We start from the raw sequence: 23,196 nt of genomic DNA on the forward strand, positions 1-23,196 counted from the left end.
GTGCGGTGCTGTGCGCCCGGACCAGCGCGCCGATGGGCGCGGGCGCCGCGGGGGCCGCGGGCGAGCCCCGGGGCCGCCCCGCCCCGGGCCTCGCCCCCCACGTCGTCCGCGGGTCGGCCGAAGGTCCCGGTCCGTCGTCGCCCCGCTCCGCGCGGTGGGCGAGGGCCAGGGTGGTGTCGTCGCCGGAGTGCCGGGACGCCTCCGCCAGCCAGCGCGGCACGTCGTCGGCGATGCCCGGCAGGCCCCGGCCGGCCAGCCGCTCGTACAGCCCCGCCGTGAACGCGGTGAACCCCGCGTCCGAGGCGAAGCTCTTCGACAGTCCGTCCGTCGACAGCGCGAGCAGCCGCGGCCCCCGCTCCGGATCGGGCAGCGGCTCCCAGTGCACCCGGACCAGCCGCCACGCCTCCGGCAGGCACAAGGAGGCCGTCTCGTCGCCGAGTTCGGCCTGCTCCGGAGCGAGCGGCAGCCGCACCCGCCCGTCCTCGTCCACCACCGTCAGCTCGCCGTCGCCCAACTGCCAGGCGACGAACAGACCCGGGACCAGGATGGCCCCGACCAGCGTGGAGCCGTACAGCCGCAGCACGTCCTTCCGGGGCGCGTCCGCCCCCTCCGGGCCCGGCTGGCGGCGCCAGTGCTCCCACACCTCGGTCTGCCAGTCCCGCACCAGCCGTTCCGGCAGCTCGTAGCGGGCGTAGTCGTGCAGCCGGCTCAGCCGGCCCCCGGGCCGACCGGGGCCGAGGCAGGCGCCGAACTCCCGCCCCTTGTCGACGAAGAGGGCCGCCGCGAAGTGCGCCCCGACGTCGCTGCGGGGATAGGAGGCGGAGCCGTGCCCGTCCGCCACCGTGAGGATCAGCGGGTCCTCCGCCGATCCCGTGCCCTTCACCCGGCCCCGGTCCTGGTTGAGCTTCTTGCCGAGGCCCTGGACGCTCTCGAAGAGGGTTTCCCAGTCCGCCAGGGGGCTCACCACACGTCGTCTTCGTCGTCGTCGGCGAGGACCGGCGGCGCGTAGGGGGCGGCGGGCTTGGTCGGGCCGTCGCCCGTGTGGCCCCCGGCGACGGGCTGCGAGGCGGCCTTCACCGCGGCCGTCGACGCCCAGCGGATCGCGGCGGCGAGCTGCTTGGGGCTGTTGGCGTCCAGCGGGCGCAGCTCCGGGTTGGCCAGGAACTCCTGGAGCACGCCCCGGTCGGCGTCCGAGCCGATCGCGATGGCCACCCGGACGGCCTTGCGGCCCCAGGGGGTGGCCTCGATGGCGCGCAGTCCGGCCCGCCAGTCGTCGGTCGGCGCGCCGTCGGAGACCAGCGCGATCACCGGCTTGAGGGCCCGCTCCGGCATGGGCGGGGTGCGCAGCTCACCGGCGACCAGGTGGAGCGCCTCGCCCAGGTTGGTCGTGCCGTCGGGGGCCACGTCCTGCCAGGTGAAGGCGTCCACCTCCACCGGGTCCTTGTGGTGCCAGCGGGCGGTGGTCGAGAAGGTGATGGTGCGGAGCAGGAGCTGGGCGGCCGGGTTGTCGCGGGCCACCGACTGCATCTCCGGGATCGCCTCCCGGATCGCGTAGTTGAGCTGTCCGATCTTCTCGCCGAGCATCGAGTACGAGGTGTCGAGCAGCCAGATGAAGTGCACCGGGCGGTTCGCCATGGCGCCGCCGGGGAGGTCGGTCACGATTTCCTCCAGGAACGGGAACGGGAAAGGGGAAGGGGAAGAGGGAGAGAGGGCAGGGGTTCAGGAGGGGGTGCCGGAGGCCGTCAGCTCCCCCCAGAGGGCGGGGACGTCCCCGGCGAGCCGGACGATCGCGTCGACGAGCCCGGGCAGTCCGTAGACCGCGCCGAGCGCCGCCGCCGCGAGGACGAGGCCGGTGGCCGTCCGCAGCAGCACGAGGACGGCCTTCCGGGAGCGGGCGACCCGGGGGGTGACGACGGTCATCGGCCGCACACCCCCGCTCCGCCGTCCCGCGCGTCGACCAGCGCGCCGACCCGGAGCCCGGACCGGGCCAGCAGCCAGAGCACCGGTTCGGCGGCCCGCCGGCCCTCGGGGTCGAGGGCGCCGGTGCCGGTGGCGGTGAAGGCGCTGACCGACCAGTAGCGGGCGGCCTTGAACTGGTGGGTGAAGTTGCGGACGAGGCCGCCGAGGCCGAGCGTGGTCAGCCAGGTGTCGACCTCGGCGCCCGCGGGCGGCAGCGACGCGATCTTGTCCAGCACGTCCCGTTTGGTGACGACGACGGCCACGGGCAGTTTCCCCCTCCGTCCGACGAGTGCGGTGAGTTCGCCGCTGAGCCCGTCGAAGGTCTCGACGGGCCCCTGGGCCGCGGGCCGGGCCTCGGCGGCGACGGTGCCGTCGGCGTCGGCGATCCGCTGCCGCACGGCCCGGTCGGCGAGGACGTCGACGACGAACAGGACCCCGTCGGCGTGCGCGAGGTACTGCTGTTCGCGCAGCCGGTCGGCGCCCTGCAGCGCCTCGCCCATCGGGTCGTACAGATAGAGCAGCCGGCGGCGCCGGCCCTTGCCGACGAGGATCATCCAGGCGCGCTGGTCGCCCTGGGTCTTCAGCGCCCAGTCGTCGTCCCGCAGCCGCTGGTCCAGGAGGGCGCTGTCGTGCCGGTCGGCGTCGGAGGCGTAGTCGAGGGTGAGCTTCCCGCTCGTCGCCCAGGACCGCAGCCCGGCCACCACGGCGGCCATCAGCATGGTCTTGCCGGACGAGGACGCGCCGATCAGCGGCACGTGCACCACCCGGGTGGTCGCCGCCGTCGGCGGCAACGGCCGGTCGCAGGACGGGCATTCGGCGGCGATCCGCGCGCGCCCCGTGAGCGGGGAGGCGGGCAGCCGCGCCCCGCACCGGCAGGCGTGCCGGAAGACGCCGTACCGCCCGGGCCGCAGCTCCAGGTGGGTGGCGGTGGTGCACTGCGGGCAGCGGTGGGCGGCCAGCGGCACCGGCCGGTGGCAGCCGGGGTGCGGGCACACCGCCCGGATCCGGAAGAGCAGCCGCCGGGCCCGCTCCGCCCCGCGCAGCAGCCCGACGGCGGCGGCCCAGCCGGCCCACAGGAGGGCGACGAGCACCCCGAAGAGGAGCAGCGCGGCGCCCTGCAGCACCGCGACGAGCAGCACGGCGACGGTCGCGCCGAGCGCCGCGCCGGGGGCCGCCAGCCGGAGCCACGCCCTGGTGAACGGGTTGGCCCCGCGCCGCCCGCCGGCCGGCCGCCGCCCCTGGAACAGCCGGGCGACCACCCGCCGCATCCAGTGCCGGCGCCACACCTGCCACGGGGTCCTCAGCCCGGCGCCGACGACGGCGGCCGAGTCGATCCACAACTGCCGGGCCCAGTAGGAGGGGTGGGCCGGTTCGGTGCCGATCGCGATCACCCGCCGGTCCGCGCGGCCCGCGCCGACCGGGCCGAGCGCGGCGACGGCCGCCCGCGTGGTGGCCGCGAGCAGCGTCCAGAACGCCCGGAACACACAGACCGCGACGGCCGTGACCGCCCACACCGCGGCCACCACGACGAGGATCAGCCGGATCAGGTCTCCACCGTCCATCGCGGTCACCTCGCCCCGTCCCGGGGCGGCTCGACGTCGCCCCACCGCGGCTCCCGCGTCCGGTCCTGCCGCCGTCCGCCGATCCGGCGGAACAGCTGCTTCACCCCGCCGGCCGGCCGGGCCCACTCCTCGAAGAGGTCCCGGTGCGCCGCGCCGTACCGCCCGACGTGCTCGGCGGCCAGCCGCAGCTGGTCGTCGGGCATCTTCCGCGCGGCGGGCCGCAGCACCTCCTCCAGGAGCGTGCGGCGGGTCAGGTTCCAGACCGGGCCCGCGCTCTGGTGCATGTTCCAGGCGAGGTAGCAGTCGGCGAGGCGGGACGGGACGGTGAGGAAGTCGGTGAGGACGGGGGAGCGGGCGGCCTCGGCGTAGGCGTCGATCAGGCCGGGGTCGTTGCTGTACGCGAGGGCCTGGAGCTCCCGGGGCGGCCGGTCGGCCCGCAGGAGCAGCCGGGCGAGCGCCTGCGCGGCCCGCTGCTGGGCGGCGGGTCGGGCCTGGGAGGAGAGGGACCGGGCGCGTTCGACGAGGTTGCCGTGCGGGGCGCTCGGGTCGGTGTCGGCGTGCTCCAGGGTGTGGACGTGGGCGAGCAGCGCCAGATCGGGGTAGGCGGCGCGGCCCACGGCGTCGCGTCCGTACGTGAGGAGCTGTTTGGCGAGGGTCGGAGCGGCCTTGTCGTCGGCGGGCGCGTCGACGGCGGCGCTCACCAGGTCGTTCCAGGTGCCGGCGGACTGGTGGACCTCGGCCCCGCTCTCGCCGAGGAGCTGGGACGCCTCCTCGGCCGTCGGGCCGCGGTCCTGCCAGAGCAGGCCCACCGCGGTGCGCAGCAGCAGCGGGGTGACCAGGTGGGACCCGCCGGAGGCGCGCAGCAGCGCGTGCAGGGCGGGCGTGCGGTCCCCGGCCCGCGTCCCGGGCGGCTCGACGGCCGCGCACATCCGCAGGTGGGGGCGGTTCCCGAGCCCGTCGCGCGGCAGCCGGGCGGTGCGCAGCGCGGCGGCCACGGCCGCCGGATGGTCGACGGCCCGGGCCTCCAGCAGGTCGAGGAGGAGGATCCGCAGCGGCGCGGACTCGTCCAGGACGTCGAGGAGTTCCGGTACGGCCCCGGCCCCGGCGCCGGTCCCGTTGCCCGGGCCCGTCGTGGCGCCGTCCATGATTCGCCGGCACAGCCGGTCGGCGAGGCCGGGCAGCAGGTCGTCGTGGTCGATGCCGAGGGTCTGCGCGATCCGCAGCAGTCCGGCGGTGCGGGGCAGCGGGGTGCCGGGGGTGCCGAGTCCGGCCCGGACGTCCTCCCCGAGCCCGGTGGTGAGCCGGCCGCGGTACGGCTCCGGCAGCGCGCCCGGCGGCAGCGGCGGCGGGGTGAGGGCCGGGTCCCGGACGGCCGCCTCGACGAGCCGGGCGGTGATCGGGGCGGTCACGGCGAGCGGGACGGTGTCGCGGAGCGCGGTGAGCAGGGCGGCGAGGGCGTCCGGGGCGAGGGAGCCGGGGCGGCCCTCGGCGCAGACGGCCCGCAGGAAGGACTCCAGCTCCTCCTCGCCGAGGGCGTGGTGGTGGCCGGTGGTCCAGGCGGCGGCCGGGGCGTACGCGTCGGCGGGGACGGGGACGCCGTCGGCGAGCGCGAGCGTGGCGAGCGGCCCGACCGCGAACGGTTCGGCGCCGGGGAGTTCCTGGGCCCGCTTGAAGAGCGCGTCGGCGCCGGCCGCCCAGACGGCGGCGGCGGTGAGCGCCCACAGGTCGTCGGTGGCGGGCGCGTCGGCGCGGGTGTCGGCGCGGTCGTGGACGGCGTAGCGGTGCGGCTGTCCGGTCACGGCCCGGGCGTCCTCGGGGCGGACGCCGACGACCTGCTGGCGGGCGTGCTGGGGCCGCCGGGTGTACGTGGTGAAGGTGAGGCTCCGGGCGGCGTCCCGGGGCAGCGCCCCGGAGGCGAGCAGCAGCCAGTGGGCGACCCGCCGTGTGTCGCTTTCGGCGAGCACCACCTGCGGGGCGGCGGGGTCCTCGGTGACGCGCCGCAGATCGGCGAGGACGGCGGCGAGCCGGGTCCCCAACTCGGAGGCGAACCGCGCCAGTTCGCCGCCGATCCCGGCGGGGAGCCGGGGCGTGAGCCGGACCAGGGGCGCCGGGGAACCGCCCTCGGGCGAGAGGTCGGTCCACTCGGCCGCGCCCCACAGCGCGATCGGCGGCAGGTCGCCGGGGAGCGGCTCGCCGGCGGGCACGAGGACCGCGTGGGCGTGGAAGTTGCCCCACCGGCCGCTGTAGTCGGCGCCGGTGTAGACGGTGCGGCTCAGCAGTCCGCTGCCGTCGGAGAGCCGGGCGAAGCCGAACATCTCGGGGAACGAGGCGAGTTCGGCCTCGGACGGGCGCGCGGGGGCGTCCCGGGGCGGCTCGTACCCGACGAGCTGTTCGGCCTCGCGCAGCACCGAGTGCGGTACGCCGGGGCTGACGGCGGTGAAGCGGAAGCCGGAGCCGTCGGGGCCGGGCGGCGCCGAGGTGTAGTGCATCTGGAGGAGGCTCACGCGGCCGGCACCCCCTTGCCGTTCTCGCGCGGCGGCCGGGCGACGGGCAGCAGGCCGCGCCGGGCGAGCAGCCACAGCAGCGGGTCCTCGACCCGGACCGGCTGGGGTCCCGCCGCGGGCACGTCGGCGGGGGCGTCGGCGGGCGGCGTCGCGCCCAGCGCGGAGAGCCCGAACAGGGACACGTCGGAGAAGTCGCGCTCCAGTTGCCGCCACAGCGCCCCCGAGTCCCAGCCCTCCAGGAGCGAGCGGGTCTCCTCGTGGACGGCGAGCCGGTCGGCCTCGTCGAACCGGCCGCCGGAGTGCGGGGCGTTGCCGAGGAGCGGCGAATGGGGGTCGAGCAGTCCGCGCACGGTGTCCGTCTTGGTGACGGCGACGGCGAGCGGGATGCCGACCCGGCCCCGGGAGCCGCCGTGTCCGTGCGAGCGGAGCTGGGTGGCGATCTCGGCGGCGATCTGCAGGGCCGGGATGTCCTTGGCGGGCATGGGCCCGTCGGCGTCGCCGAGGGTGTCGCGGACGGCGCCGAGCTGGAGCGGGTCGACGAGCAGCACGATGCCGTGGGCGGCGCTCAGGTACTGGGTGTAGCGGTTCATCGCCTCGGCCGACTTGAGGTCCTCGCCGGCCGCGTCGAAGAAGACCAGCGCCGTGTGCCGGCTGCCGTCCCGGCCGAAGCCCTTGCGGGGCAGGCTCAGCCGGTACAGCAGCGGGTCGTTGAAGCCGACGGCGGACGGGATGGTGGCGTCGGGCAGCCGCAGCCGGTCGTAGAGGTCCTCGGCCATCTCGCGGTCCCGCCGCTGGCTCTCGTCGCCCATGGCGGCGAGCGCCGCCCCGTACGCCTGCCCCACCCGGTGGCGCAGCTCGTTGACGAGGACGGACACATAGGTGCTCTTGCCGGACGCCTTCGCGCCGACCAGGGCGATGATCCGGCTGTCCTGCTCGCAGTAGTCGCTGGGCAGGTCGCTGTGGCAGTTGGCGCAGACCCGGACCGGCGTGGGCACCCCGCAGTGCGGGCACTCGGCGCGCGGCCCGGGCCCGCGCAGCCCGCCCAGGGAGCGCGGCGCGACGAAGACCGGCCCCTTCAGGTAGGCGGCGGGGGCGTGGGTGGCGCCCGTGAAGCTCGCCCAGCGGTCGTCCCGTTCGGGATCGCAGGGCGAGCCGCCGCGCAGCCCGGTCCGCGCCATCAGACAGCGGTACGGGAGCCGTGCGGCCTGCGCGCGATGAAAGCAGTAGGGGCAGATGACCGTCGTCATGTCAGCGCACCACCAGGGTCGTGAGGGCGGGTTCTTCGAGTCGTACGGCTCCGGCGCCGTCGCCCAGCAGGAAGGCACGGAGCGCGTACGGGGGGCGGGAGAGGTCGGGGACCGGCGGGAGCGCACGGGTCTGGAGCGGGACGGCGGCGAGCTTCGCGCCGTCGACCCTGAGCAGTTCGGTGCCGTCCTCGGCGTGCCGGGGCCGGGCGGAGGCCCGGTCGCCGCCCCGGTGCACGAGGACGAAGGCGGGCAGCGGCAGGGCCGGGTCGTGTCCGTGCGCGCTGACCTCGACGGCGTACGGCACCGCCCGGCGGCCGAGCCCGCGCCGCCGGGTGAGCAGCCGGTACCGCACCACGGCCTCGCCGGGCACGTCCACCGCGACGGGCGCCCGGCGGACGGGGACGGCGGAGGCGGCGCCGCCGGGCCGCTCGGCCGGCGCGAGCGGCTGGAGCGTGACGCGCGCCGGGCCCGGGCCGAGGGGCAGCCGGAGCCCTTCGCGGACGTACCGGCTGCGGCTGGCGGTCAGGTCGCCGCCGTCCCAGGCGGCGCGCACGGTCCCGGCGCCGGACGGCCAGTCGAAGAACAGCCGCACCCGCCCGCCGGGTTCGCGCACGGCCCGGGGCGTGCCGACCGGGCCCGGCACGTCGAGCCGCACCCCCGGACCGGCGAGCGCCCGCTCGCCGAGCACGGTCGCCGCGCTGACGAGCCCGGCGAAGGGGCCGTCCGGCGTGGTGAAGCCGGGCTCCCCGTACCGGGCCCAGGGCAGCGGCGCGGGCAGCTCGTCGGCGCGCAGCTCGGTGCCGGGTCCGGGCGCGGCCCCCTCGGGCCACACCACGAGCCGCACCTCGGCGCCCTCGCCGCCGTGTCCGGCGAACCGCACCCCGTCCACCGGCCCGGGCTCGGCGGTGAGCCCGGTGAGCTGCCGGGGCCAGGCGTGGACGGTGCCGCTCGCCGTGATCCCCGGAGCGTCCACCGTCCCGCCGGTCGGCGAGGGGTGACGAACCGTCAGGCGAACGGTGTACGGGCCGGGTTCGAGATCCGTGAAGACGTGCTCCTCGGCGCGGCCGAGCGTGTGGCGACCGGCTCCGCCGTGCGGCCCGGTGAGGGCCACGACGACCCCGGAGGCGGTACGGGGGAGCCGCCACCGGACGGTGAGCCGCGCCGGCCCGTCCTCGACGGTGACGTCCTCGGCGGCGGGCGCCACGAGCAGCGCCCGCGACACGAACGGCTTCCCGGTCGGCTGCCCGTCCCGGACGGGGAAGGCGGCGTACCGCACCCGGAGCCCCACCGGCGGGTCGCTGTCGACGGCGGCGCACACGGCCCCGCCCGCGCCGACGGCGCCGCGCACCGGGTCCGGGCGGTCCAGGCCGGGCCCGTCGCGCAGGACGCGCCAGCGGACGCCCGGACGGTCGGGCCAGGAGAGCGTCACCGCGCCGCCGCCGACGGGCCGGGCGGTCAGCCCGGAGTCGCCGCCGTCGGGCGCGGTGCCGAGTCGGATCAGCCCCCGCACGGCCTGGTCGTCGTCGGCGGCGACGGCCAGGACCCGCAGATAGCGGGCCTCGGCCTCGGCGGTGCCGGGGTCGGCCGCCGCCTCGGCGAGCATCCGGTCGCAGCGGTCGAGGTGCCGGTGTAGCCGCACGTCGAACGCGGCGAGCCACGGATCGGCGTACAGCGCGGCCGGCCCGACGGCCGCGACCGCGCGGTCGCAGCCGCGCAGCCGCCGCGTCGACCAGAGTCGGGCGAGCGATTCGGCGGCCTTCCGCTGCCGGTCGTCCAGGACCGGCACGGCCGGTAACGCCTGGGTCAGGACGCGGGCTTCGGCGGGGTCGAGCCCGAGGCCGGTGGCGCCCTGCCGGAGCAGGGGGAGGAGCTGGTAGAGGAGGACCCGCCGGAGCAGCGCCGGGTCGCTCCGCCGGATCGCGGCGAGCAGCCGCAGCACCGGCGCGTGCGCGGGCCGGGCGTCGGCGAGGGCGTCCAGGGCGGGCCCGTCGAGGAGCCTCCGCCGGCGCGGGGTGCACAGCGCGACCCCGTCGAGCACGGAGATGAACGCACTCCCGTCCGCTGCCTCCTGAGGCTCCGTCAGTGCCTCGCCCGCGTACCTCAACCCCGCCGCCGTCTGGGCCTCCGTCAGTTCGCGGTACTCGGTCACCAGTGGGGCGAGCGGTAACGGACCCAGGGCGCCGGGCAGGCCCAGCCGTTCACCGAACCCCCGCCGCATCCCCCGACCCTTCGCGCTCGCGCTCCCCGCTTCGCAAGGGGTACATCTCAGCAGAAGAAATGACCAGGCGCAGGTCGTTTGCCGCAGATCACCGAGGGTGCCGGACCGGGTGCGGAGGGTACGGTCGGGGTGCCGAGTAGCAGTGGACGTCCACCAGTCCGTGCGGCCCCCACTCCTGCGTGACGGTCGCCATCCGATGCCACCCCAGCCGCTCGTAGAGGGCGGTCGCGGCGGTGTCGTGGGCGGCCACGTCGAGCACCGCCTGGAGACCGAGGACCCCGGCCGCGGCGACCGCCTCCGCGAGCAGCAGCGCGCCGACGCCGTGGCCGCGCGCGGCGGGGGACACGTACAGCCGGTTCACCATGAGGGCCTGGTCGACGCCCCTGCCGGTGGCCGCGCTCCACACCCCGGGCGCCCCGTCGTACTCCCGTGGCCCGGCGAGCCCCACGTGTCCGACGGGCCGCCCGCCCAGCTCCGCCACCCAGGCGCCGACGGTGGTCGGCGGGGTGATCCACGCGGCCGGCCGCTCGGGCCAGCTCACCGGATAGCCGTCGTGCTCGTGGACCTCCCGGAGCAGCCGTACGCAGGCGTCGAGGTCGTCGTCGGTCCGGCGGCGGACGGTGGCGAGAGCGCTGTCGATCTTCATGCGGCATCGAAGCACACGCGGGCGCACGGGCGCGCGGGCGGGCGCACGCGCGCGAAGTGGCCCAGGGAGAAGGGGTGGAAGTTGCCCATGCTTCTGGGCCGTTCGCGAGGCACGCTGGACCCATGACGATCGACGAAGCCCAGCGCCCCCTGACCCCCGCGACCGCCGCCACCCGGACCCGGGTGGACTTCTGGTTCGACCCCGCCTGCCCGTTCGCGTGGATCACCTCCCGCTGGATCCTGGAGGTGGAGCGGCTGCGGGACCTCGACGTCCGCTTCCACGTCATGAGCCTGTACCTGCACAACGAGGGCAACGACCTCCCCGACTGGTACCGGGACCTGGTCGACCGCTCGCTCGGCCCGGTGCGGGTCGCCGTGGCCGCCGCCCAGGAGAGCGGCGACGGGATCCTGCGCGACCTCTACACCGCGTACGGCACCCGCATCCACCAGGGCGGCGACAAGGACTTCGACCGGGTGACCGCCGAGGTGCTGGCCGACCTCGGCCTCCCCGCCGAACTGGCCGCCGCCGCGCACACCGACGCGTACGACGACGTCCTCCGGCGCAGCCACGACGCCGGTACGGACCCGGCCTCGGGCGGCTACGTCGGCACGCCCACCCTCCACCTCGACGGCACCCCGTTCTTCGGCCCGGTGCTGAACGCGATCCCGCGCGGCGAGCAGGCGGCGGAACTCTTCGACGCGGTCCGCGTCCTGGCGGCGAACCCGCACTTCTTCGAGCTGAAGCGGGAGCGCACCGGACGGCTGTCCTTTTCGTAGGCACGGGAGAGCCCCGGGCCGCGCTGCCGCGCGGGTCCCGGGGCTCCGGTGTCGGTATCAGGTCAGCGTTCGAGGAGGGCGATGCGGATGGCCCGCTCGACGTAGTTCGCGACGTTCTGGTGGCCCGCCGCGTTGGGGTGGACCAGGGTGACGCGCTTGCCGACCACGCCGCAGTTCAGCTTGCCGACCGCTGTGGGCCAGTAGTCCGCGGCGTCGCCGCAGATTCCCTCGCCCCACTTCTCGTCGGCGGGCTGGCAGGCGTCGTGGCCGACGCTGGAGGAGTAGATGTCGACGTACTGGTCGCCGAAGAACTGCGAGACCCGCTGGATCGTGCTGTTCAGCTTCAGCAGGACGTCGTCACGGAGCCAGTCGACGTCGGCGTGCTTGATCAGGCTGAGTTCGGTGAGGGCGAGGCGGTTGCAGGCGCTGCCGTCCTCCGGCAGGACGGCCGGGTAGCCGACGGTGATCACCTTGGCGTTGGGCGCGGCCTGGTGGACCTGGGCCAGCATCTCGATGTACTCGTCCTGGACCCGGGCGAGCTTCTGCTCGATGCTCTCCTCGCCCTCCGGGGGGTTGGTGTAGTGCTCGCGGCAGGAGCCGGTGAGCTCGGCGCCCTTTTCGAGACACTTGAGGAGCATGCCGCCGAAGGGCAGGCTGTTGCCGCCGACGCCGATGGTGACGACGTCGGTCTCGGCGTTCAGACCGGCCCGCTTGATCTGGGTGTCCACCGCGGGCCAGCCGGCCTCGGGCGCCTCGACCGGGCTGATCGGTGTCTGCTTGGTGGTGGCGATGTCCTTGATGACGGCGGCGCCGCAGCTGACGTTGGTCAGGTGGACGGGCTTGCCGGGCGGGAACTCGTCCAGCTCCGTCTGGACCAGGCTGGGGTAGGCGCCGCTGGTGCGGTCGCAGCCGTCACGGGACGCGTCGCCCAGCGCGGGCAGCGGGTCGCCGACGAAGACGCCGGCGGTGTACGAGTCGCCCAGCGCGGCCCACTCGTACTGGTCGGCGGCACCAGCCGAGCCCGACGGCAGGAGGGCGGACGCGGCGAGCGCCAGCCCCACGGTCAGGGCGCGCAGGCGCGGGCGGGAGACAGGGTGTCGCATGGATGCTCCAGAGTCGGCGAAAGACGCCCGGGGCGGAACGCGACCCGGGCGAAGGCAACGCCCAAGATCATCCAGGCTGCGGAACCGCCGGTTCCGCGAATCGGGCCGATCACCCCCGATCGAGCTAAATGGTCACATCATCGCCGTGGTCGCCGGCCTCCCCGTAGAGTGCGGCCCATGACGGAGACAGAACGGCAGTGGGTCGAGGGGTGGGCCGTGTGCCGGCGGATCCCCAAGCCGGTGGACGTGCCCTGGGGGCTGCGGCTGGAGGTCGGACAGCCGACCCAGACCGTGCGGCACGTGCTCCTCGGCGACGGCACGGACGCCGGCACCGCCCGCGCGCTCGTCGAGTCGATCACCGAACCCACCACGGTCGTCAAGGCGTTCCTGCCGGGGGACGCCATGGCCCCGTGGTTCCCTCCCTCGTGGGAGCCCGTCGACCCCTGCTTCCTGATGGCCGTCGACCTGCGACCGTCGACCGTGCGGGTGCCGGACGGCTACACCGTCATCGTCGAGACCACCGACGGGGTCGTCTCGGCGCGGATCCTGGCCGCCGACGGGGAACTCGCCGCGGCCGGACTCGCCGGTCTCACCGACACCGCCTGCGTCTACGACCAGATCATCACCGAACCGGCCCACCAGAGACGGGGCTTGGGCACGGTGGTGATGGGCAGCCTCACCGACGCGGCGCTCGCGAAGGGCGTGTCCCGAGGCGTCCTGGGCGCCACCGTCCAGGGCCGCGCGCTCTACGAGACGCTCGGATGGCAGGTCCTCGCCCCCCTCAACGGCTTCGTCCACCGCCCACGCTCCTAGGCCGTCACCTCCCGCTCACCGGACCGCCCCCATGCCGCGCCGGGGTGAGCGCCGCCGCGACCACTTCCTCGACACGGGCGCGCTGCTGGGCGGGGGTGGCCCGGGCGTCGGGCCGCACGGCGTACACCGTCCGGCGGTGGCGTTCGGCGCTCGCGAAGACGCCGCTGGTCCAGCCGCCGCTGGAGCCGGTCTTGCCCCAGACCCTGGTGCCGTCCAGTTCGATCCCCATCAGGCCGCCGGCGCTGAAGCAGGCCGCGGCTGTGGGGCAGCTGGTGTTCTCGGGGGCGCTCGGCAGCGCCGGCACTTCGAAGAGGTGCCGCTGCTGCGCCGGAGGAAGGAGCCGCCCGTCCAGCAGGGCCCGCATGAACGCGTCGAGGTCGGCCGCGGTGGACGTCAGCCCGCCCTCCGCCCAGGCCCAGGCTATGGAGGGGTCCGTGGAGAGCGCGGTGTCGCGCAGGGACAGCGGGTGCAGGATCCGCCGGTCGAGCTCATCGGCGAAGGGGCGGCCGGTGACCTGCTCCACCAGCAGCCCGGCGACGAAGCTGTTCAGCCCGTTGTACTGCTGGACGGATCCGGGGGCCGGGGTGCGACCGGGGCGGGCTGCGGCGTCCGCTGCGAAGGAGGCGGCCACCACCCCCTCCGGTCCGAGTGGGACCCGGGCCGGACGGGGCAGGTCGCTGGTGTGATCCAGCAGCTGGCGCACCGTCACGCCGGAGTAGGCGGCCGGGATCGACGCCGGCAGGTAGCGGCGGACGGGCTCGTCGATACCGATCCGGTGCTCGGCGACCAGCTGGAGCACCAGGGCATCGGTGAAGATCTTGGTCACACTGCCCACCGGGAAGCGCGCACCCGCCTCCACCGGTCCGGCCGTCCCGGTGAACGGGGTGCGCATGCCCCGGCCGGCGACCCGCACCAGGGCCGCATCCGTCACCTCGTCGGGCAGCGTGGCCAGCAGCGCCCGCACCGCGGCCGTGTCGCGGGTGGCGGGCACGTCAGGGGAGACGAGCGCGCCGGGCGCGGCCGCGGCCGTGGCCACAGGGGCGGCAGCCAGACCGGCGGCGAGTGCGGCCATCGCCACGCAGGTGACGGTGAGGCGGCGGGTGGCGCGGGGACCGGTGGTCATCGGTGGCTCCTGGGGACGGGCGGACGTTCGGATCAGCGCATGACCTGCGCTGGTTCAACCTTCGCGCCCGCGGCGCCCGTTGCCCATCGGTGATCACCCTGAGCCCTCCCGGAGCCCACCCCTGGTTCCCCCTCGGGGTCCGGGTGGGGGTCGGCGTGATCCGTGCACCTGGCCCGGGCCTGCCGAACATGACATGTCCACGCGCTGCTTAAGATCATCGTCTTTGCCGAGTTCGACACAAGGAAAGCGATGAGAATACGCGGAATCCTGGTGGCCTTCGCGGTCGCCCTCTCCGTCGTCCTGATGGCCGGTCTGGCCCAGAGCGGGGCGGACCTGCTGCGGGCGGACCGCCCTGCGGTGACGGACACGAAGCGCACGACGGCGGAGCCGAAGCTCGCCGACGTCGGGGCCGAGACCCAGGTCCAGATCCGGTCGGTCACCTTCAACATGTGCGGTGGCTTCTGCAACAAGGGCGGCACCGACCTGCTGCACCACGTCGAGGCCGAGATCACCAGGTTCGCGCCTGTACACCTGGTCATGCTCCAGGAGGTGTGCTACTCGCAGTTCGAGTGGTTCCAGAGCACGTACGCGGGCACCTACGAGTTCAGCTTCACGCCCCTGCTCACCAACTACCCGAGCTGTGGTCAGACCAACTGTGCGGTGAACGAGGACAGCGACCCGACCAACGACGACAGGCGCTGCTGGGTCGGCCAGGTCCTCGGTGCCCGCGGGACACTGGGCGCCAAGGGCGAGGTCCCCCTCGGCGGCGAGAGCCACCAGATCGACTCCGACGGCGTCCTCATCGACCTCCCGCGGACGTTCAACGCCCTCTGCCACGACGTGAACCTCACCGGCATCCCCGGAAAGGTGAAGGGCTGCAGCGTGCACCTGCGCGCCTGGGACGACCCCCAGGGCGTCAACGACCGGGCCCGCTCCGCGCAGGCGGCGCGCCTCGCCTCCGAACTCGACGACGACATCGAGGCCGGCAAGGTCGTCGTGGTGGGCGGGGACTTCAACTCCGTCCCGCAGCCGCACAAGGGCCCGGTCCTGGACAGCTTCTACCGCCCCGAGGCCGCTCCGGGCGGGGGCATCGGCCGCTTCTACGAGGCCGACACCACCGACGACAGGGACCCGGACCTCGACGGCCCCGACCCCGCCCTCTGGACCCTGCCGGAGCCGGATTGCGCCGCCCCCGCCACGACCTGCCGCAGCGGCGAGTCCACCCTCCTCGACCTGTCGACGCTCAGCGCCGACCAGCGCAACAGCAAGATCGACCACCTCTTCTTCTCCGAGGCCGCCACGATCGGCTCGCTCAGCGGCGGTGTGTACCCCCTGTACTTCAGCGACGCCGCGCGCACGAAGGTCGTGTACAAGAAGGAAGACGCCGCCAAGGACGCCGCAGGCAAGTACCTGAAGCTGTCGGACCACGCCTTCTACCGCGGTTGGGCGACGGTCACCGTCGAATCCTGACCCTCCGGTGACGTACGGCCCGCGCGCGGCACGGGCCGTCCGTCGAGCGGCGTCAGTGGACCGAGAAGCCGCCGTCGACGAAGAGCGAGTGGCCCGTGACGTACGCGGAGGCGCCGCTCGCGAGGAAGACGGCGGCGCCCGCGAAGTCCTCGGCCAGACCGTTGCGGCCCACCATCGTGCGAGCCGCCAGCGCCGCGACCTTCTCCGGGTCGGAGGAGATCCGCCGGTTCAGCGCGGTCATCACGAAGCCGGGGACGAGGGTGTTGGCGGTGACGCCGTACGTGGACCACGCCTCCGCCTGCGAGCGCGCCAGCGACTCCAGCGCGCCCTTGGACACCCCGTACGCCCCGCTCTGCACGAACGCCCGGTGCGCCTGCTGGGAGGTCACGTGGATGAACCGCCCGAAGCCGCGCTCGGCCATCCCCGGCCCGAACCGCTGCCCCAGCAGGAACGGCGCCTCCAGGTTCACCGTCATCGTCGTGTCCCAGACCTCCTCGCCCAGCTCGCCGAAGGGCGGACGGAGGTTGATCCCGGCCGAGTTGACCACGATGTCCGGCTCCCCGAACACCCCGGCCGCCGCCTCCGCGCCCCCCTTGATCCCCTCCCGGGTGCTCAGGTCCGCACTCACCCAGCCCGCCCGGCAGCCGTCGGCCGTCAGCTCCTCGACGGTCGCGACCAGCTCCGCCTCCTTGCGCGCCAGCACCACCACGCTCGCGCCGGCACGGGCGAGTGCCCCCGCGATCGCCCTGCCGATGCCGGAACTCCCGCCCGTGACCAGGGCGGTGCGGCCCTCCAGGGAGAAGAGGCCGGAGAGGTAGTCCGTGCTCATGCGTGTCGCTCCTCAGGACGTGCGTGTACCGGCCCGCCCGTGTGCGGTAGGGGGCAGGTACACGCATCCTGACACAGCCGCGCGTCAGGCGAGCTGGGCGACGAACTCCGTCCAGGCGGCCGGCGCCACGGTGAACTGGGGGCCGTCCGGGACCTTGGAGTCGCGGACGTGGACGGTGGAGGGGCAGGTGGCGACCTCGACGCAGTTGTCACCGTCACCGCCGCTGTAGCTGGACTTGTGCCAGGAGAGAGCGACTTCCACGCAGTTGTCCCCGCTGCCGCTGCTGTAGCTGCTCTTGAACCAGGCCAGTTCAGTGGTGCTCATAGTGCTCCTCGGATCTCCCGCAACAGGCCCACGGATGCCTCTGCAGACAGGGCCTGTGCTCGCATCCTGGCATACCGCTGCTGGAGGATGCTGACCTCTTTGGAGTCGGACATGAGCTGGGCGGTGCGCTGGCCCTCGGAGTACGCGTACCAGGCGTTCTCCTTGGTCTCCAAGAGCCACAAGGGGCCATCGAGGCCCGCGTGATGCCCGCGCGACTGCGGCATGACCTGGATGTCGATGTTGCGGCGTTCGCCGAGGCCGAGGATGTGGTCGATCTGCTCTCGCATGGCGTCCGCCTCGGCCACCTGACGGCGAAGGGCATGCTCTTCGATGATGAAGCTGAAGATCGTCTCCGGACGTTCCGTGAGAATGCTCGCTCGCTCCACGCGAGCGACCAGGTTCGACTCGATCTTGTCGTCACCCATCGCCGGAATCTGCTCCTCAAAGAGCGTCCGGGCGTACGCGGGCGTCTGGAACAGCCCCGGAACGAGCCGGTTCTCGTAGGTGTAGAGCGTCACCGCCAGCGGCTCCAGCTCCGCCCACTCCTCGAACCACTTCGCCAACCCCGCCTTGCGCGTCAGATGCTTCGCCGCCGCCCGGATCACCCCGAATGCGTCCAGCACCTCCTCTGCCTTCTCCACGAACTCTTTCGACGGCAGACGCCTGCCCTGCTCGATCGACGCGACCATGGGGACCGAGTAGCCCACCTTCGGCGCGAACTGTTCCTGCGTCAGCCCCGCCCGCTTGCGGAATGCCTTGACCACTTCCCCGAAAGCCTTCAGGCTCTCTGACGTCTCCGGTGCGCTTCCCTTGGGAACGTCGTCCGCCACCCCGCCACCTCCGCACAGTGTGCTCGCGTTGAACGCATCCAGGTTCACGGACTGTCACCAGTACAGTCCAGCGAGCCAACCCGTACAAGCCTCAGCGTACGAGTCAAGTAGCTGGTAACTCGCCATGATCGCCGCGAAATTGGCCACATGACGACTCCCCTGGCACGCAAACGACCCGTCACCGTACGTATGTTCGCGCAACGCTTCAGCTCCACCCCGCGCGGCGCCCGCCTCGCCCGCCGCCTGGCCCTCCATCAACTCCACCAGTGGGACGTCCCGTACGGCGCCGAGCTGTCCGACTCCGCCGCGCTGATCGCGGAACTCGCGGCGAACGCGGTCCTCCACGGCCGCGTACCGGGGCGCGACTGCGAGCTGGCGCTGCTGTACTCGCCCGGGCTGCTGCTGCGGATCGACGTCTCCGACACCCGGGGCGAGCGGCGGCCGGAGTCCGGGCCGGCGGCGGGGCCGCTGGACGAGGGCGGGCGGGGGCTGCTGCTCGTCGGGGCGCTGGCCTCGCGGTGGGAGGTGCTCGACCGCGTACCGGTCGGGAAGACGGTGCGGGCCGAGCTGGACTTGAGAGAGCGGCGAGGATCTGCGCGAGCGCATACCGTGGGCGCGTGAACGATACCGACGGCGAAACCCTTGGGTGGGAGCTCATCGGCTGGGACGGCGACGAGCAAGCCGCTCATGTCACCGCCCTGACCCGAGCCGAGATCCTGAGCGTCAGGGACCTGTTCCCCGGCCGCGACGACGCATTCCTTGAGACCGCGGTTTACGAGGTGCCGCCCGCGCTGTACGCGGCCATGCGGGGTGCCGTCCCGCACCTGGAGTTCCGTGAGGGGCTGGACTACCACATCGGTGGTTTCCGCCTGTCGGACTGAGCCTGTCGCTCGCGGCCGGGGGGGGGGGGGGCGGGCGCCTGGAGGGGGGGGCGGGCGGCCCACGACTTCGGCTACCGGCTCCGGGACGTCCTGGAGCACTCCGCCGTCGACACCGATCTGCTCCGCACCGTCGAGGGCCCCTCCGGCACCGCGCACATCGTCGTCGACGACGAGGGCGGCAACGCGATCGTCGTCGTCCCCGGCGCCAACGCCACCGTCACCTCCCTCACCGCCGGCGACGAGGCCCTGATCGCCACCGCCCGACTCCTCCTCCTCCAGCTCGAACTCCCCCTCTCCGTCGTCGTCGAGGGCGCCGCCCACGCCCGCGCCCGCGGGGTCCGCACCATCCTCACCCCGGCCCCGGCCCAGCCGCTGCCGCCCGAACTCTTCGACGTCACCGACCTGTTGGTGCCCAACGAGCACGAGGCCACCGCGCTCACCGGCCGCACCGACCCGCACGCCGCCGCGCTCGCCCTCCTCGAAGAGGTCCCCGAGGTGGTCGTCACCCTCGGCGCGGCCGGCTGCCTCTACGTGGCGCGCGGCGCGGAACCGCTCACCGTGCCCGCCCCCCGGGTGCGGGCCGTCGACACCACCGCGGCCGGCGACACCTTCGTCGGCGCCCTCGCGGTCGCCCTCTCCGAGGGCCTGCCGATGCCGGAGGCCCTCACCCGCGCGGGCACGGCCGCCGCGCTCTCCGTCCGGCGCGAGGGCGCCTCGACCTCGATGCCGTACCGCACCGAGATCGACGCGGCCCTCGACACCCCCGAGTCCCTGGAGGCCGATCCCGTATGACCACCCCCACCGCGCCCCCCGCCGCGAAGGTCCCGCCGCTCCAGGGGCTGCGCGTCCTCGATCTGGCGACGCTCTTCGCCGGCCCGCTGGCCGCCATGATGCTCGGCGACTTCGGCGCCGACGTCGTGAAGGTCGAGCACCCCCGCAAGCCCGACCCGTCCCGGGGCCACGGCCCGGCCAAGGACGGGGTGGGCCTGTGGTGGAAGGTCCTGGGCCGCAACAAGCGGACCGTCACCCTCGACCTGTCCACCCCCGGCGGCCGGGACGCCCTGCTCCGGCTGGCCGCCGACGCCGACGTGATCGTGGAGAACTTCCGCCCGGGCACCCTGGAGCGCTGGGGTCTGGGCTGGGAGGAGCTGTCCGCGGTCAACCCCCGGCTCGTCCTCGCCCGGGTCACCGGCTTCGGCCAGTTCGGCCCGTACGCCCACCGCCCCGGCTTCGGCACCCTCGCCGAGGCGATGAGCGGCTTCGCCGCCATCACCGGCGAGCCCGACGGCCCGCCGACCCTGCCGCCCTTCGGCCTCGCCGACTCGATCGCCGCCCTCGCCACCGCGTACGCGGTGATGACCGCGCTCACCGCGAGGACCACGACCGGCCACGGCCAGGTCGTGGACATGGCCATCATCGAACCGATGCTCTCCGTCATCGGACCCCACCCCCTCTGGTACGACCAGCTCGGCTACGTCCAGCCGCGCACCGGCAACCGCTCCCGCAACAACGCCCCCCGCAACACCTACCGGACCTCCGACGGCTCCTGGGTGGCCGTCTCCACCTCGGCGCAGTCCATCGCCGAGCGCGTGATGCGCCTGGTGGACCGCGCCGAGCTGATCGACGAGCCGTGGTTCGCCGACGGCACGGGCCGGGCCGCGCACGCCGACGTCCTCGACGAGGCGGTCGGCTCGTGGATCGCCCGCCACACCCGCGACGAGGCCATGGCCGCCTTCGAGAAGGCGGAGGCGGCCATCGCCCCGGTCTACGACGTGCGGGACGTCCTCGCCGACCCCCAGTACCAGGCGCTCGGCACGGTCACCGAGGTCCCCGACCCGGAGCTGGGCCCGATCCGGATGCAGAACGTGCTCTTCCGGCTCTCCGAGACCCCGGGCGGCATCCGCTGGGCCGGCCGCCCGCACGGCGCCGACACCGACGAGGTGCTGACGGCGGCCGGCCTCACCCCGGCCGAGATCGGCGCCCTGCGCGCCCAGGGGGCGGTATGAGCGCCCCGGGCGCCGTGAACGGCCGGCGGCCCCGCGGCCGTCTCCCCCTCACCTGGCTGTACGCCCCCGGCGACCGCCCCGAGGTGGTCCGCAAGGCGCTCGGCTCCGGCGCCGACGTGGTCATCGTGGACCTGGAGGACGCGGTCGCCCCGGACCGCAAGGCGTACGCCCTCGACGCCACCGTCGATCTGCTCTCCGACGCCCACCCGGTCCCGGTGCACGTCCGCATCCACACCCCGCGCGACATCCCCGTCCTGGCCTCCCTCCCCGGCCTCGGCGGTCTCCGTGTCCCCAAGGTGACACACGCCACCGACATCCACCGGATCAGCGCGCTCGCGCCCGGTCTCCCGCTCTACCCGCTGCTGGAGAACGCCTTGGCCGTGGAGCAGGCGTACGCCATCGCCACCGCCCACCCGGCCGTCCGCGGCCTCTCCCTCGGCGAGGCCGACCTCCGGGCCGACCTGGGGGTCCGGGACGACAGCGGTCTCGACTGGCCGCGCAGCCGGATCGTGGTCGCCGCCCGGGCGGCCGCGCTGCCGCCGCCGGTCCAGTCGGTCCACGCGGACGTCGCCGACCTCGACGCTCTCGCCGCCGGCTGCGCCCGGGGCCGGGCGCTGGGCTTCCTCGGCCGGGCAGCGATCCACCCCCGGCAGCTGCCGGTCATCGAGCGGGCCTATCTGCCGACCCCGCAGGAGGTCGACGCGGCCCGCGAGGTGGTGGCGGCGGCCACGGCGGACCGGGGCGCGCTGGCCCTGGCGGACGGCCGGTTCGTGGACGCGGCGGTGGTGGCGGGCGCCCACCGGGTCCTGGCCCTCGCGGAGCGCGCCGGCTGATCCGCGCCCGGGCACGCGCGAGGGCCGCCGGAACCACTCGGTCCCGGCGGCCCTCGGCCCCGTACGGAAGGGGGGTGTCAGCTCTTGGCGGCCGACCCGGCGCCGTTCCCGGCCCCGTTCTCCGCCTCGTCGGACTCACCGGCGTCCTCGGAGTCCTCCGAAGCGGTGTCCGTGTCTCCGGCGTCCTCGGCGTCGTCCGTCTGCTCCGCCTGCCCGGTCTTCTCCGTGTCCACCGGCTTGCGGGAGCGCGGCTCCACGATCTCCTCGCGGCCCGGGCGCAGCCGAGCCGAGAGGACCATGTAGACGACGGCGAGCAGGAAGACGATGATCGCGGTCCACACGTTGAGGCGCAGGCCCAGGATGTGGTGGGCCTCGTCGACGCGCAGGTACTCGGTCCAGACCCGGCCGGCGCAGTAGGCGGCCACGTACAGGGCGAAGGCGCGGCCGTGGCCGAGCTTGAAGCGGCGGTCGGCCCAGATGACGAGGAGGGCGACGCCGACGCACCACAGCGACTCGTAGAGGAAGGTCGGGTGGTAGAGGCCGGCCTCGCGGTTGGCGCTCTCGGTGATCTTCAGCGCCCACGGCAGGTCGGTCGGCTTGCCGTACAGCTCCTGGTTGAACCAGTTGCCCCAGCGGCCGATGGCCTGGGCGAGGGCGATGCCGGGCGCGATGGCGTCGGCGTACGCGGGGAGCGGGATGCCGCGGCGGCGGCAGCCGATCCAGGCGCCGACGGCGCCGAAGGCGATGGCGCCCCAGATGCCGAGGCCGCCCTCCCAGATCTTGAAGGCGTCGACCCAGTTCTCACCCTCGCTGAAGTACAGCTGGTAGTCGGTGATCACGTGGTAGAGGCGTCCGCCGACGAGGCCGAAGGGCACCGCCCAGACGGCGATGTCGGCCACGGTGCCGGCGGTGCCGCCCCGGGCGATCCAGCGCTTGTTGCCGAGCCAGACGGCGACGAAGACACCGAGGATGATGCAGAAGGCGTAGCCGCGCAGCGGGATCGGTCCGAGGTGGAGGACACCGGTCGACGGGCTGGGAATGTAGGCAAGGTCCATGGCAGGTCCGACGCTACCCTGCCGGGCGGGCGGACCGGCAGCCCACCCGGCAACGTCTGGGTAACTAACCCGTCGGCACTACCCCGCGGACGGGGAGGCCGTGCCCGGCTTCTTGCCCTTGTTGGCCTCGGCGACCCACTTCTTCAGGTTCTCCGGCGAGATCTGCTCGCCGCCCTTGGTCGGGAAGATCGATTCTCCGTTGAGCAGCACGGAGGGGGTGCCGCGGAAGCCGCCGGCCTGGAAGGCGTCGTTCGACTTCTCGACCCAGCTGTCGTGCGTGCCGTCCTCGACGCAGGAGCGGAAGGCCGGCGTGTCGAGGCCGGGGACCTTGGCGGCCAGCTCGATCAGCTTGTCGTTCTTGCCGAAGGCGTCGTCGGTCTCCTGCGGCTGGTTGATGTAGAGCGTGTCGTGGTACGCGGTGAACTTGCCGGCGTCCTGGGCGCAGGCCGCCGCGTTCGCCGCGCGCAGCGAGCCGCTGCCGCCCATGTTGCCGTCGATGAGGGTGGCGAGGTGGTACTCGGCCTTGAGCGCGCCGGTGGCCTCCAGCTCGTGGATGGTGTCCCGCATGACGTTCTCGAACTGGGCGCACGCGGGGCAGCGGAAGTCCTCCCAGATCTGGAGGGTGGACGGGGCGTCCTGCGCGCCGGTGGGGATGGCCGGCTTGTCGCCCTCGATCGAGCCGGTGGGGGCGACGACGGGGCCGGCCTTGGCCGAGTCGCTGTCCTTGCCGCTGTTGGCGGCGATCACGCCGACGACGGCGGCGAGGCCGAGCACGCCGACCACTCCCGCCGTCACGATCAGGACCCGCCGCTGCTTCTCGCGGGCCTTCTCGCGCTCGCGCTGCTGCTGGAGGCGCTCCCGCGCGCTCTTGTTACTACCGTCACGGTTCTTCTCGCTCACGCCCACAGCAACGAACCGGGGGGGGGGGGGGCCCCCCCCCCCCCGCCCCCGCCCCACCCCACGGATGACAAACCCCACGGCGGGGGGGCCCCCCCCCCCCGCGGGGGGGCCCCCCGG

The 23,196-nt window shown here is 74.5% G+C and carries 22 protein-coding genes and 1 pseudogene; 8 read left to right on the top strand and 15 right to left on the bottom strand.

Going from position 1 to position 23,196, the window contains the following annotated elements:
• The 8 genes from ACFW1I_RS26440 to ACFW1I_RS26475 all read right to left on the bottom strand — a co-directional run.
• Positions 1-964: protein phosphatase 2C domain-containing protein (locus ACFW1I_RS26440; RefSeq protein WP_384674491.1), on the bottom strand; the 964-nt coding region annotated here is incomplete at its 3' end.
• Entirely contained in the window at positions 961-1,635 is a 675-nt protein-coding gene (locus ACFW1I_RS26445; protein ID WP_384674531.1) for a tellurium resistance protein, read from the bottom strand. The genes ACFW1I_RS26440 and ACFW1I_RS26445, both read right to left, overlap by 4 nt.
• Positions 1,636-1,719: 84 nt before the next feature.
• A complete protein-coding gene (locus tag ACFW1I_RS26450) occupies positions 1,720-1,920 on the bottom strand; it encodes a hypothetical protein (RefSeq protein WP_384674493.1) in 201 nt (66 codons plus the stop codon).
• A complete protein-coding gene (locus tag ACFW1I_RS26455; protein WP_384674495.1) occupies positions 1,917-3,521 on the bottom strand; it encodes a hypothetical protein in 1,605 nt (534 codons plus the stop codon). Before ACFW1I_RS26455 ends, ACFW1I_RS26450 begins: the two co-directional genes overlap by 4 nt.
• A gap of 5 nt (positions 3,522-3,526) precedes the next feature.
• Positions 3,527-6,025, bottom strand: a complete 2,499-nt coding sequence (locus ACFW1I_RS26460; protein WP_384674497.1) for a GTPase-associated protein 1-related protein — start codon at positions 6,023-6,025, stop codon at positions 3,527-3,529.
• Positions 6,022-7,272: a hypothetical protein gene (locus ACFW1I_RS26465; protein WP_384674499.1), complete on the bottom strand. Its 1,251-nt coding sequence runs from the start codon at positions 7,270-7,272 to the stop codon at positions 6,022-6,024. Before ACFW1I_RS26465 ends, ACFW1I_RS26460 begins: the two co-directional genes overlap by 4 nt.
• A 1-nt stretch (position 7,273) precedes the next feature.
• On the bottom strand, positions 7,274-9,490 hold the full coding sequence (locus ACFW1I_RS26470; RefSeq protein ID WP_384674501.1) for a hypothetical protein: 2,217 nt from the start codon (positions 9,488-9,490) through the stop codon (positions 7,274-7,276).
• An 88-nt stretch (positions 9,491-9,578) separates the two neighbouring features.
• Positions 9,579-10,136, bottom strand: a complete 558-nt coding sequence (locus tag ACFW1I_RS26475) for a GNAT family N-acetyltransferase (protein WP_384674503.1) — start codon at positions 10,134-10,136, stop codon at positions 9,579-9,581.
• Between the two features lie 122 nt (positions 10,137-10,258).
• Here ACFW1I_RS26475 and ACFW1I_RS26480 point away from each other — a divergent pair, with 122 nt between their 5' ends.
• Positions 10,259-10,912 carry a DsbA family protein gene (locus ACFW1I_RS26480; protein WP_384674506.1) on the top strand — a complete coding sequence of 218 codons (654 nt, stop codon included), beginning with the start codon at positions 10,259-10,261 and terminating at the stop codon, positions 10,910-10,912.
• A 62-nt stretch (positions 10,913-10,974) separates the two neighbouring features.
• Here ACFW1I_RS26480 and ACFW1I_RS26485 read toward each other — a convergent pair whose 3' ends face one another.
• Complete coding sequence (locus ACFW1I_RS26485; protein WP_384674508.1) at positions 10,975-12,015, bottom strand: SGNH/GDSL hydrolase family protein; 1,041 nt, start codon at positions 12,013-12,015, stop codon at positions 10,975-10,977.
• A 177-nt stretch (positions 12,016-12,192) separates the two neighbouring features.
• Here ACFW1I_RS26485 and ACFW1I_RS26490 point away from each other — a divergent pair, with 177 nt between their 5' ends.
• Positions 12,193-12,828, top strand: coding sequence for a GNAT family N-acetyltransferase (locus ACFW1I_RS26490; RefSeq protein WP_384674510.1), 636 nt, complete (start codon positions 12,193-12,195; stop codon positions 12,826-12,828).
• Positions 12,829-12,832: 4 nt separating this feature from the next.
• On the opposite strand, the gene ACFW1I_RS26495 is transcribed toward ACFW1I_RS26490, so the two are convergent.
• On the bottom strand, positions 12,833-13,951 hold the full coding sequence (locus ACFW1I_RS26495) for a serine hydrolase domain-containing protein (RefSeq protein WP_384674512.1): 1,119 nt from the start codon (positions 13,949-13,951) through the stop codon (positions 12,833-12,835).
• A gap of 249 nt (positions 13,952-14,200) precedes the next feature.
• Here ACFW1I_RS26495 and ACFW1I_RS26500 point away from each other — a divergent pair, with 249 nt between their 5' ends.
• Positions 14,201-15,421 (top strand): endonuclease/exonuclease/phosphatase family protein, encoded by a 1,221-nt coding sequence (locus ACFW1I_RS26500; RefSeq protein WP_384674514.1) that lies wholly within the window; start codon positions 14,201-14,203, stop codon positions 15,419-15,421.
• Positions 15,422-15,473: 52 nt separating this feature from the next.
• Here ACFW1I_RS26500 and ACFW1I_RS26505 read toward each other — a convergent pair whose 3' ends face one another.
• From ACFW1I_RS26505 to ACFW1I_RS26515, 3 genes are all read right to left on the bottom strand, one after another.
• Positions 15,474-16,250, bottom strand: a complete 777-nt coding sequence (locus ACFW1I_RS26505) for an SDR family NAD(P)-dependent oxidoreductase (protein ID WP_384674515.1) — start codon at positions 16,248-16,250, stop codon at positions 15,474-15,476.
• 84 nt (positions 16,251-16,334) lie between these two features.
• Entirely contained in the window at positions 16,335-16,574 is a 240-nt protein-coding gene (locus tag ACFW1I_RS26510; protein WP_384674517.1) for a DUF397 domain-containing protein, read from the bottom strand.
• A complete protein-coding gene (locus ACFW1I_RS26515) occupies positions 16,571-17,404 on the bottom strand; it encodes a Scr1 family TA system antitoxin-like transcriptional regulator (protein WP_384674533.1) in 834 nt (277 codons plus the stop codon). The genes ACFW1I_RS26510 and ACFW1I_RS26515 overlap by 4 nt, the downstream gene beginning before the upstream one ends.
• 147 nt (positions 17,405-17,551) lie before the next feature.
• Here ACFW1I_RS26515 and ACFW1I_RS26520 point away from each other — a divergent pair, with 147 nt between their 5' ends.
• The 5 genes and pseudogenes from ACFW1I_RS26520 (at position 17,552) to ACFW1I_RS26540 (ending at position 21,124) form a co-directional block, all read left to right on the top strand.
• A complete protein-coding gene (locus tag ACFW1I_RS26520) occupies positions 17,552-18,025 on the top strand; it encodes an ATP-binding protein (RefSeq protein WP_384674519.1) in 474 nt (157 codons plus the stop codon).
• Positions 18,022-18,285: a hypothetical protein gene (locus tag ACFW1I_RS26525; RefSeq protein ID WP_384674521.1), complete on the top strand. Its 264-nt coding sequence runs from the start codon at positions 18,022-18,024 to the stop codon at positions 18,283-18,285. The genes ACFW1I_RS26520 and ACFW1I_RS26525 overlap by 4 nt, the downstream gene beginning before the upstream one ends.
• 6 nt (positions 18,286-18,291) lie before the next feature.
• Positions 18,292-19,077: pseudogene (locus ACFW1I_RS26530) on the top strand (PfkB family carbohydrate kinase); the annotation flags it as partial.
• Positions 19,074-20,291, top strand: coding sequence for a CaiB/BaiF CoA transferase family protein (locus tag ACFW1I_RS26535; RefSeq protein ID WP_384674523.1), 1,218 nt, complete (start codon positions 19,074-19,076; stop codon positions 20,289-20,291). The pseudogene ACFW1I_RS26530 and the gene ACFW1I_RS26535, both read left to right, overlap by 4 nt.
• Complete coding sequence (locus tag ACFW1I_RS26540; RefSeq protein WP_384674525.1) at positions 20,288-21,124, top strand: HpcH/HpaI aldolase/citrate lyase family protein; 837 nt, start codon at positions 20,288-20,290, stop codon at positions 21,122-21,124. Before ACFW1I_RS26535 ends, ACFW1I_RS26540 begins: the two co-directional genes overlap by 4 nt.
• Before the next feature lie 77 nt (positions 21,125-21,201).
• Here ACFW1I_RS26540 and lgt read toward each other — a convergent pair whose 3' ends face one another.
• On the bottom strand, positions 21,202-22,179 hold the full coding sequence (gene lgt / locus ACFW1I_RS26545) for a prolipoprotein diacylglyceryl transferase (protein WP_384674527.1): 978 nt from the start codon (positions 22,177-22,179) through the stop codon (positions 21,202-21,204).
• A 78-nt stretch (positions 22,180-22,257) separates the two neighbouring features.
• Complete coding sequence (locus ACFW1I_RS26550; RefSeq protein WP_384674529.1) at positions 22,258-23,079, bottom strand: DsbA family protein; 822 nt, start codon at positions 23,077-23,079, stop codon at positions 22,258-22,260.
• Between the last annotated feature and the right edge of the window lie 117 nt (positions 23,080-23,196).

Source organism: Streptomyces sp. NPDC058955, from assembly GCF_042741435.1.
GTDB lineage: Bacteria > Actinomycetota > Actinomycetes > Streptomycetales > Streptomycetaceae > Streptomyces.